Below are 18,682 nucleotides of genomic sequence, written 5' to 3'. Positions count from 1 at the left end.
GGTTTCATCGTACGTACATTAACCAATTCCCGGTAACCTTCATTTTTCTAAATAGGGTACTTTCTTTAAACGGTCATTTTCCTATTAAGACCTGGCAGTGAATAGTTCACCATTTTATCGGACGGCTCAATCTCTAACAGTTCACAAACAAGCGGGGCAAAAGCCAATTGCGGAACGACCTCACTGTGAACACCAGGCTCCACTTTTGGACTGATGATAAAGAGTGGTACATCACGCTCACCATCTGTGATGCCGCCGTGATTGCCATACTCACTCATACCATGATCAGACGTAATTAAAATGTGATACCCTTCCTTCATCCAAATCGGCAAAAGCTGTGCCAGCAAGCTGCCCATTTTCAAGATTTGTTCACGATATTCTTTCGATTCCGAACCGAAAGCCTCTCCTTTTACATCGACACCAAGTGGATGAATATATAAAAAGTGCGGGTCATATTTTCTGCGCAATGCTTCTGCATCCATTAACACATGACTATCCGGATAATCATCATCCCAATAAAATTTTCCATATTGAATCGGCTTAGACTCATCCTCTTGCTCGCGGTCTTCAACAAAATGGAATGGGGCGCGATTATAAAGTTCACTTACCCAGTAATAGGCTACCGCTCCATTCCTTAAACCGTTCTCCTTCGTCAGATGAAAGAGACTTTTCTCGGTAGATAGTTGAACAGCTTGATTGGATGTAATGCCGTTGACAGATGCAGGTGTACCAGTAAGCAATACTTCATATAATGGACGGGAAAGACTTGGCAGCTCCGATTTAACCTTGTAAAGTGCTGCCTGATTGGTTTCTAAAAGATGTTGAATAAATCCGAGAGTTTCACAGGCTTTATCGTATCTCATCCCATCAACAACGATTACGATTACCTTATTTGACATGGACTAACACCTCTTCTTGCCAAAGCTGCGGCAACGTTTTAGCCGTTTCTTCCCATGCTTTGTAATCTTGAATTGGTTTTGCATTCTTGTACTCTTCTTTTGGAATCATTTTATCCGCTACTTCTTTCGGAAGATTTACATTATCGCGAATAGGGCGGGCAAACCCTTTAGCCAAGTTAATTTGTCCTTCGTCGCTTAAGATATATTCTCTAGTGGCCAACGCTGCATACGGATGCTTCGCATATTTGTTAATAATAGTGGCATAGCCGCTTACGACTGAACCTTCCTTAGGAATGGTGACATCGAACTGGTTACGATTGATTTGTTCAGCATAACCAAGGGCATTGAAATCCCAAACAATGGCCACTTCCACTTCCCCTTTTTCGATGTTAGCCGGCTTGGCATCCGTTAAGCCAAGACGTCCTTGCTTGGCAAGCTTAGCAAAAAAGTCAATTCCTGGTTGAAGATGTTTTTCATCACCGCCGTAAGCCATTGCAGCAGCAAGAACGCCCATTTGGTTCTGTGTACCACGCTGAACATCTCCAACGGTTACTTTATAATTTCCTTTTAATAAATCATCCCAAGATTTTGGCGGGTTTTTCACTAATTCTTTATTCGTTAAGAAGGCAATCGTTCCTTGATAGCCGACAACCCAATCCCCGTTGTCATCTTTTGCCCACTCAGGTACATCGTTCCAATAGGACGTTTTATAAGGGATTGTTAATTTTTTCTGTTCAGCAATAGGTCCAAAGGAAATCCCTACATCACCTATATCAGCGGTTGCGTTCTCTTTTTCAGATTCCATTTTAGCAATCTCTTCGGCGCTGGATAAATCTGTATCCGTGTGTTTCAATGTATATTTTTTCGCCACTTCATCCCACGTTTCTACCCAGTTGGCCCATGAATCAGGCATACCGGCACTATTCACTTCGCCCTCTTTTTTGGCTTTTGTTTCAATTTCTTTCAAGGATAATGAGTTGGGATCCTTAATAACTGAAGCTGCTGGCTCTTTTGTCGTTCCACAAGCAGCTAATCCTAATACACTTATTCCTAACATCACAGCTTGAATAGACTTGTAACAATTCTTCATAAAAAGTGCCTCCAATTAATGTGGATTTTTTAACGTTGTTTACTGTTTGTTACGGTTTAATCATAATAAAACAATATTAACCCCTCATTAATCCGATATTAAGTTGTTGTAAATCCTCTCTTTATTTATCCAATTCACTTATCCTGAAAAATGTAGCAAAGTAAAAAGGAGAGGAACGCTTTGCGCTACTCTCCAATTATTAACATCCCTATTGAGATTAATGTTTATTGCTTCGGCACGAGAACGACCAGCGAAATTTGCAATCTATTTTTCAAATTTACGCGTAGTTATGAGATGGGGTGTTGGTATATATTAATACAACTTAATTGCAAGTTTAAAAAGGTCCCAAAATATTGGGAAAAGGACGAGCTAAAGACCCCGTTACCTTAATTAGCCTATCTTATTTCTTATACCATTCATCTGTCTTGAATTTTCTAGGAATGTCTTGTTCAAATGGGTCATCAAAGCCTAATTGTTCAAGAGTATCAACTCATAAATCTCTTTTTGAATCGGGCAATTTCCTACCACACCATGGGCAATATTCTATTTGAAAACTAGAAGAACCACCATCGTGAATAATTAACCCATACTCATCAAACTTGTCGTTGTAGTATATTAGGTTATCTGGACATTCAAATGGATTAGAATGTTTCTCACATTTATAATTGACCTGACGTGTCATAGTTTGACAACAATGATTTTCCATTTGTTTTCTCCTTTTGATAGCTATTTCTTTCTACTGAACATTACATGAAAATTTGTTTAAAGGAACACACTGTTTTTCACAAACATTTATTGGTAATATAATTATATCAACTTATTTTAAAAGATATAAAAAAATGATTTCTCGTTTGGGCCAGCAATCCTGCCAAACAAATAAAAATAAAGCTAACAACCAAAAGACACCTAGAACATAAAAATAGTTTTGGTGTCTTTTTATATTTTTAGGGGGAATAAAAATGGTACAGCCATTAATAATTTGTCAATCTTGCATGAAAATTAATGTAAAAAAAGGAACCCTCAATGGGCTCGACTTATGCAGCAACTGCTTCGATACCATGGCACCAAATATCGGTGTAAGCAAAAATAATCCTGACTTTATAGTAATTGACTTTGAGATTGCTAATAGCAAAATGAGCAGTGCATGTTCCTTGGGAATGGTCTTTGTGAAGGACCATGAAATGATCGATGAAAAATATTATTTAATCCAGCCGCCTACAATGGATTTTGATGAGGCAACAATAAAGATTCATGGTTTAACTGCAAACGATGTCCGGAACGAAAAAAAGTTCAATGAAGTATGGGAAGAAATAAAATCTTATTTTAACGGTACTACAATTATTGCCCACAATGCCCAATTTGACATGAGTGTTCTGTATTCTTGCTTAACGGAATACACTATAGAACTTCCAGAGTTTGAATACATAGATAGTATCCCTTTAAGCACCAGAGCCTGCCGGGGTCAGGGAATTGGAAATTCTTTAGCTGAACGTGCTGCTTATTTTAATATTCAACTTACTGATCACCACAATGCCATTGCAGATGCCAGGGCTTGTGCTGAATTAGTGATTGCTTGCATGAAGGTTAAGAAAAGGAAAACACTTCAAACATATCTCAGTATGTTCGAAATCGGAATTCCTGTTAGAAAATTTTCTGATTTGAAACCACAAACTCATTTTACTAAAAGAAATAAATATAAAGCAGCAAAGATTGCCATATCTGAGATTTCAGTGACGGTAGAAACCATAAGTACAAGTCATCCTTTTTTCGGAAAAAATGTTGTATTTACAGGCGAATTAACCAGTCTAGACCGTAAGGAAGCTATGCAAAGGGTCGTAAATGCCGGCGGATTTATTAAGAGTGGAGTAAGCAGCAAAACAGATTTCCTTGTGGTCGGTATTCAAGATAAAACTTTAGTTGGAGATAAAGGGATAAGCACCAAAGAGAAAAAAGCTTATGAACTAATTGAAAAAGGAAAGGATATTAAATTAATAAATGAATCTGAGTTTAATAGGTTAAATAAGTGATATCTAAAGAAAACCAAAAGGTGAATACAAGAATTTATGAAAAAGTTAATACCATCTAACAGTACAAAAACCACTCCCCTTATTTTTATAGGAAGTGGTTTTAGCTATTGACATTAAATATTTACATGCTCTACTTCATAGAATGAAGCTAGAGTTACATTTTGCCGCCCATCGAGTTAAAGGATAATAACGGAGACCCAAATTATTTTAGACTTGATTGTAATCTTCAATCAGCAGTTTATAGCGGTATTGAAGTGTAGATTCGTTTTTCCAATTGAAAAAACATGAATCGGATGGGGGTTGTCTTTTTCCCACCCATTCTTACTTATTCCTGCAACCCTTGAGTTACATCATCGAGTGCTTCTATTCCTCCAAAATAAGCTATTTTCCCTTCGCTTAAGTAAAGTAATTTATCTTCGCTCGATTGCTGGATCCTATCGAGCAAATGAGTGCTTATAATGATGATACTGTGATACGAAAGTCGCTGCAGAATGCGTTGAAAATAGATTCGCTCCCCTATGTCCAAACCTTCAAACGGCTCATCCAAAATACATATACGTGGATGATTGATGAGAGCTTGAATCAAGCCGACTTTTTGTAGTTGTCCTCCCGAGAGGTTACGAAGCTTCCTCCTTTTAACTTGGGTTAGATGGCCTTCTTGCAGCCACTGAGCAACTGTTTTTTTAACAAGATTCACGGGAATGCCCTTATGATAAGCAAGATACATTACATATTTTTCTACCGTCATATCTGAATGACCTGTAAAATGTTGTGGTAGGAAACCAATTATTTTCCGAATCTCTTCAATCGTTAACTTCCTTCGATAAGTCCCAATATTTTCATCACGAACTAATGTAGTATAGTTTACTTCCCCTTGCTGTGGTTGAATTGCTGTCGCAAGGAGCTTCAACAGTGTGCTTTTCCCTGCTCCATTTTTTCCAACTACATAGGTAATTCCTTTTGTAAACGAACACGTGATTTGGTTTAAAAGTTTGGTATCCTTCAACGAATATTCCACAGCGTCTAATTTTATTCTCATTTTAAATTCTCCGAAAAGCGACTCTTTAATAAAATGGTGCTTAACAATAAAATAGAGAGACCAAAAATTATCGTATTCATTACAAGAAAATAATCATCGCCAGGCACTTGAAACAAAAGCTTTTTCTTTAATAAAACTTGGCTGAACCAAATAAATAGTGTGAGTGACAACCCTATTTTTTGTCCTAACCAGAATGTCGCAACAAATCCGACTACTCCAAAAAAGAAAACAGGAATAAAGGAACTAACTAAATACAATATCGTACTTTCTCTTCCTACGATAAAAAAACATAATGGTAGCGCCAAGACTAACTGGAATCCGATAACAATCATAAATCGGGTAAACATTTGCTGGATAATTGGATAATAGCTTAATGTTTCAATGATCTCATTCCCTTCGTTTTTAGGACGGAAGGAATATCCAATGACTGCAATGACAAGAAGGGTGATCCACCTGATCCAGTTCGTAAATCCAAACAATGGATCTGCCGTATTTTCACTAATCGTAAAGGTTATCGCAATCATGACAAGACCGGTTAATAGCCAGCTTGTCGTACCATAAAAATTCCATTGCGATAAAAATATATTTACTATCTTATCTCTAGTTGAAAGAGAATTTTGCGTCGTTTCAAGTTCTAAACGTAAATCAACTGGACTTTGGTTCTCCTCGATTTTTTTTATTTTTTGAATTAAGTCGAGCGTCATTTCTCTCGTCGGCTCAGGGGCAGTAAATCGAGCAAAATGGTTTTTCCACTCTTTTTCCAATTTCTCTAGTTCTTGATTTTCATCCATTTCCCTCAACCCCTCTCTCTCTCATCTGCAATTAAAATGTTTTCGAGCAGTTTTAAGCCACGCGCAATTCGAGTTTTTACAGTATTAATAGAAATATCTAATGCCAATGCGATCTCCGAGTATTTCAAATCCTGATAAAATCGTAAATATAATACTGTACGGTAATCAATTGATAACTGATTCAACGACTCTACCATCCATTGTCGTTCAAGTTGATAATCAATAATATGGTGAACTTGTCCTGTTCCTTCAATCTCTTTATCCGTTGCATATTCAAGACGCGACATAGGTTTTCTCCAATAATCTTTACAAGTATTGGTCGCGATTTTATACATCCATGGTCTAAATTGATCGGGAACGAACCCCTTAAGTCCTTGCTGATAGATTTTCAAAAATGTTTCTTGAACAATGTCTTCCGCCAATTTTTCATCGTGCAATAATCGGTATATATATCCAAACAGAGGCTTATGATATCGGAAAACAAGTGTATCGAAAGCTGTGTCTATCCCAAGTGACAATTGCCGCATATATTCTTCATCTTGCATCCCTATCCCTCCGTTTCAAGCTGACCTCCGATTGATTTTAATAATTGCTCCTACAGTACATAATACTCCTAGTCCGATATAAAACAATCGGTTATAAATAATCCAGTGGTTCTCCACTAATAATAATCCACTTTCTCCGCTCACAAAACGTTGAACACTTCCATATATAAGTAAAATCGCATTTAATTCACGCAACAACGCCCCGCCAAATAGGATCATCATCCAAAAAAGAATCCCGGCTATTAATCCACCTAGCGAATGGTTTCCTATCATCGTTCCAAGAATGACAAATCCTCCTAAAGCCAAATACACTGGAATTGTAAAAACGAAGCCTTGCCATAGAAATTTGCCATATATAAATACTAAAGGAATTGTGATGATACTCGTTAATCCGAAAAAAATAATCGCAGAAAACAATGCCTTCTCCAATAGAAATTTCCACTTAACGACCGGATACGTAATAAGCTGATTGAAAAATTTCGAATCTAAATCAATCGAAAAACACCATTGAATGATAAAAACAAACCATATTGTTGCCGTTTTTTCATAAATAAGGCTTGATAAATCATCTATCTCATACGTCCCAGAGCTGTATATGATAATCCCGATAATTGGAACTAGCAATATAGTCATTAACGAATATATCGATGAAAACCATAGCTTTATAAATAGTCGAAGTCTAACCAAGAATCCTCTCATCTTCTTGATTCTCCTTCGTATTGCTTTAATGCTGCTTTCATGTCAAAGTCATGCTTGTTATCAAGTTCTGTCCAGTAATGAAAAAGATACTTTATAACATCTTTAAATTGTTCAGAACCTTTTTCCTCATAGCTTTGTAGCAAATTTACAACAGTAAGATCTTCGCCTTCAACCCCCCAGTTCGATTTATACCATTCCGCAAAACTAACTTGTTCTTGCAAATGATTCGCAACCATCCAAACCATTGCATCAGATAAGATATGAAAGTCTTGATTATTATCGAAAATACCTTCCTGGGTTAATTCATTCTTTAGTTCATACGCAATTTCAAAATCATCCTTATACTCGCTTTTCAGTACAAAAAAATCGTGATTTGCACTATATTGTGTAAGATAATAATAGTTATCACTCAATATATAAATAACAGAAGGACTCATCGGAACTCCGAGCCAATCTTCCATAAAACTCCATGCTTTTTGGTATCTTTCAATTACTTCTGCCGCACCTTTTATAACTTCAGGATGTGCAACAACTCGAATGTGACCAACCTTCTCTTCCTTGAAATTCCCTCCCAACAAAGATAGACCGTATTGAGAAGTTCCTTGAAACGTATCTTTACTAATCTCCGGAATCGTTAAAGCAAGAGGAACTTTTTGATTTTCTCGCGTAATATTAACCGTGAATTCCGTAGGAAAATCCTCAACAAGCCGGGCATTTCTTAATTCAAATTGGGCATAAAGGTTATTATGCTCCCGAGCAATCACAAGAGGCCTCTTCCCGATCAAAGGATACCAACCCGCTTCTTTCGGAAGATAAATTCGCTGATTTTTTATAAAGGCTTGTTCAATATAACCATCATCACGGTATTGCAAAATTTTTCCTTGATAGTGAACGTTTAAGTCAAATTCTTCACCCGGCTGAATCATTTGATCGAAGTGAAGTGTTATAAAATCTTTATCTTGTGAACAAGTAACTGATTTTGCACTCGTACATTCCTTTATCTTTAACCCATGGTATAAAGTAAGATATACATCATTCACTGCCTCATTACCGTTATTTTGTATTGTTAAGGTACTTTGAACATTAATTTGATCATCTGCTTGAAGTTCCACACTTAAATTTGTTTTTTCCATTGAAAACTCATATGGCTGATCATCTTTATTATATTCGTAATAAGAATTCATCCATATGTTATATGATTCATCATCGTCTCCTTGAAACGGCTCTACATATAGTTGCCCCGTTGTAACGTACTGTTTAAGCGCTTGTTCATATTGCATGAAACGCATTCCACTTAACACAATTGCAGGAATGATGAAGACTGTAAGAATAATAGGTATCATCTTTTTTTCTTTTTTGCTCATACGATAGCGCCGGAACAATAATAGAGTTACAACAATCACTGTGATTCCCAACAACACAATAGCACTTTGGTGCAAAATTGAACTTTTTAACACATGGTGAATCCCCCATACTCCATCATACGGCGATCCAATAAACATATAATCAAATGGAGTTAACAAGTGAAATTTCGGATTATCCCACATATAGGCTTTTCCAACATAGTCAAAAGGAAACATTAAACTTAATACTAAAATAGCTGGAATGACAAGATACGCAAACATTGATTTAATCAATGTCGCAAATAAAAAGCCAATGGAAATGAGAAGAAGAAAAGCTCCTTCCATTTGAATAAATACGTAAACAATATTTTTAAACCAATCTCCTATCGTCATTGACGCACTTGCAAGCCATAATGCCTGCACGACGATTGTAATGACCGTGATACAAAGACCATACAATTGGGTGATCAGCCATTTTCCTATAATCCATTCCATGTTCTTTACATCGTACGTTACTACTAATTGTTCAAAATCACTTTCCCGATCCTTACTCGCCATATAAATGGCAATCAGGCCGACAATGAGAAGATCAAGCAGCAGTATCCAAATAAAACTTTGATAAAATGCGGCAGCACGTTCTTCATAATGGATTGGCTGAATTTCATAGAAGATAATGACATATCCCCAACACAATATATTTACCAGTAGTGGAATGGTCAAAAATTTATTTCGTAGTAAAAGCAGCCCTTCGTTTCGAAAAATGGATTTCATTACATTCATGGCATCACCCCGTTAATAACTGCCATATAACCGTCCTCTATTGTTGGTTGTACGGGGCTTACTTCACCTTGTGGTTTTTCTTTTGAAATGATTCGAAAAACAACCCGATCCTTTTCTTTACGATTGGAAATAATGACATATTCTTTTTCGACTTGATCATATTCAGAAAAAGGCACCGATAACTCCCAAACTACTTTTACTGCCTTCTCAGCTAATTCTTCGGTGGATCCTTGGAAAAGAACTTCACCTTGATATATGACCGCAACATTTTCACAACTGGATTCGATATCACTAATGATATGTGTTGATAAAATAATAGAGTGGTCTTTACTCAATTTTTCTATCAAATTTCGAAAGCGAATTCTTTCTGAAGGATCAAGTCCCGCAGTCGGTTCATCAAGGATAATTAATTTCGGATTTCCAAGAAGAGCCTGAGCGATACCAAGCCGTCGCTTCATCCCTCCGGAGTACCCTTTTATCTTTTTATTTGCTTGTGGTAATAAATTTACTTCTTCCAGTACTTTCTCTACTTGTAGGTGTCTTCCCTGCTGATTCGTTATCCCCTTCATGGAAGCAACATAATGAAGAAATTCTCTTCCTGTAAACTGGGTTGGTACGTTAAAATGTTGTGGCAAATAACCGAGCAGTTGTCGTACCTTATCTCCTTCTTTTACTAAATCAAAATCATAAATGGTCACCTTCCCATCTTGAAAAGGAAGGATTGTACTAAGAATTTTCATTAACGTGGATTTTCCCGCTCCATTTGGGCCAAGAAGTCCGAATAATCCCGTTTCCATATGTAGATTGATATTTTTTAACGCTTGAAATTTACGGTAGTTTTTCTGTAATCCTTCTATTTTTAACGTCAACATCTATTTCTCCTCCTAAAAAACCACTCTGCTCCTTTCACGTATGGAAGACTCAAATTGTTTCAGAAAAAATATTTTTTTATAAACTTAGTCACAAAAGACATGAAAAAAGAGGCATCCATTAAATTTCAAAAGTTAATGGTAGCCTCTAATTCGGAAAATGCATAACATAATTCACTTCTATAACACCGCGAATCGAGTCACTTGTATTTTATATAATGGCTCTCCCTAACCTCGATCGGAATAACGTTCTGACAGTTTCTTTTTATGTGACTGAAAAACTTCTTCCAGAGGAATATTGTACTTGTTTGCAATCACAATTAAATTACCTAATACATCTCCTAACTCTTCAGTTAACTCCTGTTTATTTTCCTCGTAAGATCCCCTTACTTCATCAGGCCTATCTCTACCTATTTCAAGGGCTCTTATCGCTCGTGCAACCTCGCCTGTTTCTTCTGCTAAAAAGCCAATGCGAATAAAAATGTCTAACTCCGACCAGCCTCTACTTTCATAATAATCCTTTACCCATTGTTGAAATTCAGTTACATCCATTTCCATTCAACCTCCAATTCAATACCTTAAGTTTAACAAAGTATCGAAAGTTTTGTATAATCTTATACGTTGATTTCTTTAGGAGGCGATTTATAGTGAAAAAGTTAGCTGTATTTTGCGGGTCGAGCAATGGAGCATCTGATGTCTATATAGAAGGTGCAAAAAACCTTGGTAAAGAACTAGCTAAACGCGATATTGCACTTGTTTATGGTGGAGCGAGTGTTGGAATCATGGGTGCTGTTGCAGATTCAGTTCTAGATGAAGGAGGACACGTAATTGGTGTTATGCCAAGTTTTCTAGATAATAGAGAGATAGCCCATAAAAATTTGTCAGAGCTGATCATCGTAGATTCTATGCATGAGAGAAAAGCGAAAATGGCAGATCTGGCAGATGGATTTATAGCTTTGCCTGGTGGGCCAGGCACATTAGAAGAATTCTTTGAAATTTTTACGTGGGCTCAATTAGGGCTTCATCATAAACCATGTGGTCTCTTAAATATTAATCATTATTATGATCCTCTTATCGCATTATTTAATCATATGACTGAGGAACAGTTTTTACATGAAAAATACCGTACTCTTGCATTAGTCGATAATGACCCAAAAGGGATACTTGATAAATTTAATACATATGAACCACCTACCGTAAAAACTTACATTACTGAAAAACAAATCTGATAGACAAAAAACAGACCTAGGTATTACCCTTAGTCTGTTTTTTGTCTATTTAAATGTTTGATGCTAGACTAAAAAGTAGACACAGATTGTTATAATAAAAATATAAACTATAATGAGGTGTGTCTAATTGGCTAGAGGAAATGGAAAACGTTATGATGAAACATTTAAAAATGAAACTGTAAAGTATATCGCAGAGAATCATAAACCTATTGCACAAGTGGCGAGGGAAACTGGCGTCAATACAAATACTTTGCATGGTTGGATCAAGAAATATGGTCAGCAACCAGAGATAAAAGCAATTCAAACATTCCCTTCTCCAGAGGCGGAACTTAGAGCTTTACAAAAGGAAATGCTTGACCTCAAGGAGGAAAACGAAATACTAAAAAAGGCGATGAACTACTTCGCGAAAAGCCCTCGGTAAAGTATGAATTCATTCATGAAAATCGCTCCCAATTCCGAGAGGAGAGGATGTGCAGCGTTCTGGGAGTTTCCAAAAGTGGCTATTTCAAATGGATAAAGCCCGCAGCTTGATTTTCACCTTTCTCAAAAAGTTTAAAAGGGTTATATTTTAAACTTTTTGAGGAAGGCCACCAAGCGAAAGCGCGGTAGAAATTCTGTGTCTACTATCTTGACATAGTATCAGAACTGCCTTCATCATCAAGCAATAATACTTGTACCTGGTCCCCTTTTTGAAAACATCGTTTCCCGCCAGGTAATACTGCTAATGAATCGGTATGAGCTAGACTCATTACCACATTGGATTTATCGAGACCAGCAGGGTCAACAAGTAATTTGCCATTTTCAAAATACAACTTACTGCGTACAAACCTTGTTAAAGGATTTGCTTTTGGAAAATCAACATTCAATTGTGCCACACTTGCTCTAAGATGAGTATTTTCACAAAAAAGCATTTTCTTTATCACTGGTCTAGTAAATAACTCAAACCCTACATAACTCGCAGAAGGATTTCCAGAAAGTCCGAAAAGAAATTTTCCATTTAGAATCGCAACAGTTGTGACACTGCCTGGACGCATCGCTACTTTATTAAAAAATACCTCTCCATTTAGTGCTTTATACACCTCTGGCATTAAATCATAATCCCCGACAGAAACGCCTCCTGTTGTGATTAACATATCTACATCTTTTATTGCTGCATCAACTGCATTCGTACATGTATCCAAGACATCAGGTAGTTTCCCTAAATAAATGGGTTCTCCACCAGCTCTCCTGACTTGAGAGGCAATCATAAAGGAGTTACTATTTCTGATCTTTCCATTTTGTATAGGTTCATCCACATCAAGGAGTTCAGAACCCGTTACAAATATTCCTATCTTTGGTTTCACTGCAACCCGAACTTTTGAATATCCGAAAGTAGCTAGTACTGCCATTACACCCGGATTGATCTTTGTTCCTTTTTTTAGAATCATATCTCCATTCTTTGCTTCTTCTCCCCGATAGGAAATATGATCTCCCTCTTTTACTTTGCGCTTGATGACGATATATTTTTCACCGTTTTTTTCTACTACTTTCACAGCTTCAAGCATAATAATGGCATCACAACCTTTCGGAACCATTGTACCAGTCATGATTCTTGTCGTTTCAAAAGGTCCTATTTCCTTCGTAGCCACCATCCCAGCCCCTAGTTCTTCTACTACTTTTAATTCGATTGGCTGATTGGACGAAGCGTCTGCAGTATCAATTAATCGAAGGGCATAGCCATCAAATGCTGCGCGTGTGAATAATGGCACGTCATTAGTGGCAAGGATATCTTCTCCCAAATACCTTTGATCACATTCTGTAATAGAAACTACCTCCGTTTTCCCTTCAATGGTATGCTCCATTATTTTTTTTATTGCTTGATTAATTTGTAACGGTGTTCTTTTCTCCAGCATGTATGTTCACCTCATAACGTCACTTCTAGCTATACTTAGTGGATTCAAATGAAAAGACCTAAAAAGAGGCATTAGGTCTTATTAATTACTAGTCAATATTGATAATTTATTTTTTATCTAGAGTAGCTGCAGTCGTTTCCTTGATTGCAGTTTTATTATCTTGTGAAGATGTAGAAACTGCCTCTTTTTCTTCATCATCTTCGATTAAACCATTAGTGGATTTCTTAAATTCCCTTAATGTTTGTCCTACAGCACGTCCTAATTCTGGAAGTTTTTTAGGACCAAAAACGATAAGAGCCAGGACTAAAATCAAGATTAATCCCGGAATCCCAATATTGGATAACATAATAACAACTCCTCCTTATATTCATAATTGATTAAAGGGTACATTTCCTAATTCCCTGTTTCTTAGAAAGAAAGAAATCCTTTTCGTTTTGTACAAGAGACACATTGTTCCTCGTGTTCCCGTAATGTTTCAAACTGTTCACGACAAATACTGCATTGTTTTTTATAAATCGGATAATGGATTTCTTTAACTGCTGATATATGTTCTTCCACCCTAATTGCATTTTCCGGACAAATGTCCTCACATAACCGGCAGGAAGAACAAGATTGGGCAGCAATCGAAAAGGTAGTCTCTAATTTACTAAAACATTTTTTCTCACAAAGAAGTTCACAAGCTTTGCATAATGTACATTTGTCTGGATTTAATGATATATTTGTAAATTGATAACTAGGATAAAATTTTGTTACATCTAATTGTTTATGATTAAATCGCCAGTTTGCAGGAGTTACTTGTTTCATAAAAGATTGGCTTTCCCTTTTCCATAAGGAAAAAATCTCTCGGCGGGAATACACTTCTTCTGTTTTTTCAAATGCATTATTTAAAACAAAGAAAGTCTCTTCACCTAGTTGATTTAGAATCAAGTTTACTTCTTCTACTCTCTCCTTCAAAGTGCCAGTTAACGAGGAATCCTCATAGATAATTTCTCTGACACCTTTTTTGAAAAGTATCAACATTTCCTTAACAGTAGGTAAAGAATCAGTTGAAATTAAGAGCTTATTTTGAATAACAGTTCTTTTTGGGAATATACCTGCAACTGCTTGAACAGGGCAAGCTGCGATGCAATTTCCACACTCGATGCACTTATCTCTTTCTATTAAAGGATGATTATTTTCAAATGTAATAGCATTATGTTCGCAAACCTCGAGACATCTTTGACAAGTGGAACGAGGACTCTTATATCGAGTACATGATGCTAAAACTTCATATTGATAATCAAGACTCTCTACCCATTTATCCAATAGCCCCACAAATTCCACCCCGTTCAAAAGTGATATATTTTAGAGATTCTATAAAAATACAAATTGATTTATTTATGTCATTTCACATTATTACGAAAAGAAAGCCTTAATACAGGTAAGAAAGGCACTCCATACTTAACTAATAGAGGAAGGGGTTGTTGCAAAAGAAATGAATTCTTTCCAAAGCAACACCCCTTCTTTGTAAAATGAAACTTTAATTGTAAACGTTAGTATTAGAATGGTGGTAATGTTCCAACTCCCACAACATACATCAATGCTCGTCCAATAACCGTACCTATCAAAACAGCAATAAAGAGCATTGTATAGATGCTTGAAATGGTTCCTTTTGCGGTAGCAACTGGAGCTTCGTTCGAGCCGGAGACCTGACTTCCATTCCAATACTTGAACATCACTGTAAAAGGTAATACACAGGCTAGTAAAACATATAGGCCAAACCAAATAGCATATTGATTGGTAATAAGATGTAAGGCCCTCTGCAGCCTTTGAGTTGCTACCTCATCCTCAACAACCTGTCCAAGACCGGAAAGCATCCATACCGCAGAAACGATAAGAGCTAATCCACCTAAAACCGAAAGACAGACTAATATTCTTGAGGATTTATGACTGAAATCTAAATTTCCCAAAACAAGTGCTCCAAAAGCCCCTAAGAGAAGGGCTGTCCCCAAAAACGACATTGGAACCCAACCGGAATTCCATGCAGCCTGTGAAGGAAGAAGATAGATCATTGAACTTGTGACAATCGATATGAGACCAAGAATTGTCGTAATGGAACCAAGAAGAACCCGGTTCGATTGTCGTTCTTTGAACCAAAAATAGCTATATATAAGTGCAGCAAACGCAAAGATTCCAGAAAAGAGTATTTCACGACTTAACCAAGAAACTCCCAAATGTCGCAAGGAGTTCGCTGCGTGCAATGGATTTCCTAAATGCAGAAGCGATGATAAAATTCCAACGGCAGTCAAAGGAAATATTGCTATCCCTAGAATACGGACCATCTTTGGGGTAACGGATCGACTTTTTTTGTCAATTAATGTGACAGCCAATGCCAAACCACATGCTAACTGTAAAGCGATTGTAAATATTACCAAGGGCCATTCCATAAAAAAATTCCACCTTTCTTAACGCTTCATTGCTTCAGGTTTTACTTTGTAGCGGGTTGAAGGTTTTGAGATATTAGGTGAAGGAAGGTTGTGAATCGAAATTGTAGAACCTGGCCGATTTTCAAAATCAGACAACATTCCAATTTCAATGGCACGCGTTGGGCATGCACTTACACAAGCTGGAAGCTCTCCTTCTTCCACATTATCAATACACATGTTACACTTTCTCACCTTACCCACTTCTTCGTCAAACTGTGGAGCCCCATACGGGCATGCCCAAGTACAATAACGGCATCCAATACAGACATCTGGATTATGCACAACTATACCATCTTCACGCTTGGTGTATGCCCCTGCTGGGCAGGCTTTTACACATTGTGGATCTTCACAATGGTTGCAAGACATGGAAATGTTATATACAAAGATATTAGGGTACTCTCCTACCTCAAAGCTTCTCACTTTACGAATCCGTTGTCCCAAAGCAGCATTGTTGATATCTTTACAAGCGATTTCACAAGTTTTACAATTGATGCATTTGGTTGTATCGACGTAAAACGCCTTCTGGTCTTTCGCCACGACTTTCCCCTCCTCTTTTAAAGTTTCTTAACTTGTACCAAGTTAGTATGTTGACCGTTACCATGTGCAAGAGGTGTAGGACGTTGACTTGTAAGAATATTAATACATCCTCTTTGACATACTCCTTTATCGTCAGGAGTATACCAAGCTCCTTGAGGAATAGACACAACTCCAGGACGAATTCTCTTGGTGACACGAACAGGGATCACAAGCGCTCCACGGTCATTGTACACTTTGGCCTTATCTCCATCTTGCAGTCCGCGAGCTTGAGCATCTTCTGGGTTAATCCACATCGTTTGCGGCTCAGCCTCTTCCATCCACGGCGTTTCATCCCAAGTTGAATGGGTACGCCTTTTAATATGTGGTCCAAAACACTGGAGCGGATATTTTTCTTTGAGCGGATCCTCTGGCCCCTCTGCGGCAGGCGTGTATTTAGGAACCCCAGGAATTTCATCGTTTTTCATATCAAAGAGAGTTTTTGAAAAAATCTCAATTTTCCCTGATGGGGTTTGGAATGGATTGTTGGCTGGATCCTTAATCTCTTTTTCGAATGCGACGTATTCTATGGTATCTTTTCGATAGAGACCCTTCTTCTTAAGTTCTTCCCAGCTTGGGAATTGAGAATCTGCTTTCTGTGCATCCTCAACCAGCTGTTTCATCCAATCCTCTTGGGTCTTTCCTTCGGTAAACTTCTCTCCAAGGCCCAGTTTCTCAGCTACTTTACTCATCCACCAGTAATCGTGCTTACATTCACCTGGTGGTTCAACGGCCTTATTGCCAAACAGAATATACTCTTCACCTGTCCATGGGAAGCCAAAGTCATACCGTTCAAAGGCGTGATCAGACGGCAAGAGAATATCCGCATACTTCGCACTTGGTGTCATAAATTGATCCGATACTACGATATATTCTAGTTTACTTTCGTCTTCTAGGATTTTAATCGTTTTATTAATATCCGCGTGCTGATTGACTAACGTGTTGCTGCCTAAATTCCACATGAACTTAAGATTGCTCTTCAACGGACCATTCTGAACTCCGTCTTTTTCAGTCATCTCGGTTCCTCGAACCACAGCATCCGTCCACATGAACACAGAGATTTGTGTTTCCACAGGATTGTCTCCTGTAGGTAATTCACCGACATCTAATCCTAATTTACGGCCACCTTCGCCGCCGCCCCAGCCGCCGCCGAGAATTCCAATGCTTCCTGTCATTGCGGCAAGAACAATACCAGCACGTGTAGAAGATTCACCTTGTGCGTGACGCTGTGGGCCAAGACCTTGCAACAACTGAGCAGGTTTTGTTGTCGCATACTCTCTTGCCAGATTTATGATAGTATTGGCATCAATTCCTGTTATCGCAGCAGCCCACTCAGGAGTCTTCGGCTTTCCATCTGTAGTTCCTAAAATATAACTTTTATAAGAATTCCCCGCTGGAACTCCTTCAGGCATATGTTCTTCATCAAAGCCGATTGTATATTTATCCAAGAAAGCTTGATCATGTAAATTTTCTGTAATAATGACATAAGCCATAGCGGAAAATAAAGCCGTATCGGTTGCTGGAACGATTGGAATCCACTGATCCCCAAACGTTGCAGCGGATTCAGTATAACGAGGATCGATTACAATAACTTTGGCACCGGCCTTTTTCGCTTTTGCCAGATAGTAGTTTGAATTCGTCTCAAAGACAGTTTCAGCTGGATTAAATCCACTTAAAATAATAAGTTTTGAATGATGCAAAGTTTGATAAGTATTTGTATCCCTGTATCCCGTCACGAAGGGCGCGGTGTATTTTAAGCAGGCGGAACTATAGGAACCATAATAGCCGAGATAACCACCCATCAGATTCATTAACCGCTTGGCACTAGTCCTTCCGGCCATGGCTCCTTCGTCCCCAGTGGCATAATTAACATAAACTGAGTGTGGTCCGTATTGATCTACTATTTTTTTGAGATTTTTAGCTATAAGGTCTGTTGCCTCATCCCAAGTAATTCTCTTAAACTTACCTTCACCGCGTTTACCCACTCTCTTCATAGGGTATTTCAAGCGGTCTGGATGATAAATTCGGTTACGGGTTGCACGTCCTTTAAGACAAGCACGTAACTGTGGGTTATTTTCCAAGTCCGGTCTATCATCCGTTGTAATTCTAACAACTACACCATCTTTTACATGGGCTTTGATCTGACAACGGCCCCCGCAGTTGTGATTACATAATACAGGAATAACTTGTGTACCCTCGTCAGTAGTGACCGCTGAAGCTATTTGTTCTTTTGTGAGAACATCCCAAGTTCCTGAGACTGCCACCGTTCCGGCAACACCTCCGGATAATTTGAGGAAGGCTCTTCGGTTAAGATTAATACTCATTCCTGTTCCTCCGATGCTAACATTTTTACTTCTATAAACCACAACAAACCTAAAACGCTTTCGTTTCAAATAAGCAATGTCTTTGTTACGGACTTTTGATTGTTTGTAAGAAAGATT

The 18,682-nt window shown here is 37.8% G+C and carries 18 protein-coding genes and 1 pseudogene; 3 read left to right on the top strand and 16 right to left on the bottom strand.

Features of this window, described 5'->3' with window-relative positions; genetic code table 11:
• Positions 1–65: 65 nt before the first annotated feature.
• From M5A78_RS11615 to M5A78_RS24940, 3 genes and pseudogenes are all read right to left on the bottom strand, one after another.
• A complete protein-coding gene (locus M5A78_RS11615) occupies positions 66–899 on the bottom strand; it encodes an alkaline phosphatase family protein (protein WP_248735435.1) in 834 nt (277 codons plus the stop codon).
• Positions 889–1,989 (bottom strand): ABC transporter substrate-binding protein, encoded by a 1,101-nt coding sequence (locus tag M5A78_RS11610; protein WP_248735434.1) that lies wholly within the window; start codon positions 1,987–1,989, stop codon positions 889–891. Before M5A78_RS11610 ends, M5A78_RS11615 begins: the two co-directional genes overlap by 11 nt.
• 400 nt (positions 1,990–2,389) lie before the next feature.
• Positions 2,390–2,695 (bottom strand): annotated as a pseudogene (locus M5A78_RS24940) (DUF6980 family protein).
• A gap of 253 nt (positions 2,696–2,948) precedes the next feature.
• On the opposite strand from M5A78_RS24940, the gene M5A78_RS11605 reads away from it, so the two are divergent.
• Positions 2,949–4,016 (top strand): exonuclease domain-containing protein, encoded by a 1,068-nt coding sequence (locus M5A78_RS11605; RefSeq protein WP_248735433.1) that lies wholly within the window; start codon positions 2,949–2,951, stop codon positions 4,014–4,016.
• 325 nt (positions 4,017–4,341) lie between these two features.
• Here M5A78_RS11605 and M5A78_RS11600 read toward each other — a convergent pair whose 3' ends face one another.
• The 7 genes from M5A78_RS11600 to M5A78_RS11570 form a co-directional block, all read right to left on the bottom strand.
• Positions 4,342–5,055, bottom strand: coding sequence for an ATP-binding cassette domain-containing protein (locus M5A78_RS11600; protein WP_248735432.1), 714 nt, complete (start codon positions 5,053–5,055; stop codon positions 4,342–4,344).
• Entirely contained in the window at positions 5,052–5,846 is a 795-nt protein-coding gene (locus M5A78_RS11595; protein ID WP_248735431.1) for a hypothetical protein, read from the bottom strand. The genes M5A78_RS11600 and M5A78_RS11595 overlap by 4 nt, the downstream gene beginning before the upstream one ends.
• A gap of 5 nt (positions 5,847–5,851) precedes the next feature.
• The gene (locus tag M5A78_RS11590; RefSeq protein ID WP_248735430.1) at positions 5,852–6,391 is read right to left on the bottom strand and encodes an RNA polymerase sigma factor; all 540 of its coding nucleotides are present in this window, start codon (positions 6,389–6,391) and stop codon (positions 5,852–5,854) included.
• Positions 6,392–6,406: 15 nt separating this feature from the next.
• Entirely contained in the window at positions 6,407–7,090 is a 684-nt protein-coding gene (locus M5A78_RS11585) for a hypothetical protein (RefSeq protein WP_248735429.1), read from the bottom strand.
• Positions 7,087–9,213 (bottom strand): ABC transporter permease, encoded by a 2,127-nt coding sequence (locus tag M5A78_RS11580; RefSeq protein ID WP_248735428.1) that lies wholly within the window; start codon positions 9,211–9,213, stop codon positions 7,087–7,089. The genes M5A78_RS11585 and M5A78_RS11580 overlap by 4 nt, the downstream gene beginning before the upstream one ends.
• A complete protein-coding gene (locus tag M5A78_RS11575) occupies positions 9,210–10,085 on the bottom strand; it encodes an ABC transporter ATP-binding protein (protein ID WP_248735427.1) in 876 nt (291 codons plus the stop codon). Before M5A78_RS11575 ends, M5A78_RS11580 begins: the two co-directional genes overlap by 4 nt.
• A 225-nt stretch (positions 10,086–10,310) precedes the next feature.
• Positions 10,311–10,634 carry a MazG-like family protein gene (locus M5A78_RS11570; RefSeq protein ID WP_248735426.1) on the bottom strand — a complete coding sequence of 108 codons (324 nt, stop codon included), beginning with the start codon at positions 10,632–10,634 and terminating at the stop codon, positions 10,311–10,313.
• A gap of 95 nt (positions 10,635–10,729) precedes the next feature.
• Between M5A78_RS11570 and M5A78_RS11565 the strand changes: the two genes are divergently transcribed.
• Together M5A78_RS11565 and M5A78_RS11560 are read left to right on the top strand one after the other, a co-directional pair.
• Entirely contained in the window at positions 10,730–11,311 is a 582-nt protein-coding gene (locus M5A78_RS11565) for an LOG family protein (protein WP_248735425.1), read from the top strand.
• Between the two features lie 127 nt (positions 11,312–11,438).
• Complete coding sequence (locus M5A78_RS11560; RefSeq protein WP_248735424.1) at positions 11,439–11,732, top strand: transposase; 294 nt, start codon at positions 11,439–11,441, stop codon at positions 11,730–11,732.
• Positions 11,733–11,934: 202 nt separating this feature from the next.
• Here M5A78_RS11560 and M5A78_RS11555 read toward each other — a convergent pair whose 3' ends face one another.
• The 6 genes from M5A78_RS11555 to M5A78_RS11530 all read right to left on the bottom strand — a co-directional run bounded on the left by M5A78_RS11555 (position 11,935) and on the right by M5A78_RS11530 (position 18,565).
• Positions 11,935–13,203 carry a molybdopterin molybdotransferase MoeA gene (locus M5A78_RS11555; RefSeq protein ID WP_248735423.1) on the bottom strand — a complete coding sequence of 423 codons (1,269 nt, stop codon included), beginning with the start codon at positions 13,201–13,203 and terminating at the stop codon, positions 11,935–11,937.
• 106 nt (positions 13,204–13,309) lie between these two features.
• Positions 13,310–13,549 (bottom strand): twin-arginine translocase TatA/TatE family subunit, encoded by a 240-nt coding sequence (locus M5A78_RS11550; protein WP_248735422.1) that lies wholly within the window; start codon positions 13,547–13,549, stop codon positions 13,310–13,312.
• A gap of 62 nt (positions 13,550–13,611) precedes the next feature.
• A complete protein-coding gene (locus tag M5A78_RS11545) occupies positions 13,612–14,517 on the bottom strand; it encodes a 4Fe-4S binding protein (protein ID WP_248735421.1) in 906 nt (301 codons plus the stop codon).
• 224 nt (positions 14,518–14,741) lie between these two features.
• Positions 14,742–15,629, bottom strand: a complete 888-nt coding sequence (locus tag M5A78_RS11540) for a dimethyl sulfoxide reductase anchor subunit family protein (RefSeq protein ID WP_248735420.1) — start codon at positions 15,627–15,629, stop codon at positions 14,742–14,744.
• Positions 15,630–15,647: 18 nt separating this feature from the next.
• The gene (locus M5A78_RS11535; protein WP_248735419.1) at positions 15,648–16,205 is read right to left on the bottom strand and encodes a 4Fe-4S dicluster domain-containing protein; all 558 of its coding nucleotides are present in this window, start codon (positions 16,203–16,205) and stop codon (positions 15,648–15,650) included.
• A 17-nt stretch (positions 16,206–16,222) separates the two neighbouring features.
• The gene (locus M5A78_RS11530) at positions 16,223–18,565 is read right to left on the bottom strand and encodes a DMSO/selenate family reductase complex A subunit (RefSeq protein ID WP_248735418.1); all 2,343 of its coding nucleotides are present in this window, start codon (positions 18,563–18,565) and stop codon (positions 16,223–16,225) included.
• Between the last annotated feature and the right edge of the window lie 117 nt (positions 18,566–18,682).

Origin of the sequence: Neobacillus rhizosphaerae (genome assembly GCF_937468385.1) — a bacterium.
Lineage (GTDB): Bacteria > Bacillota > Bacilli > Bacillales > Cytobacillaceae > Neobacillus > Neobacillus rhizosphaerae.
The sequence above is the reverse complement of the archived record's forward strand: the minus strand, read 5'-3'. Positions and strand labels throughout refer to the sequence as shown.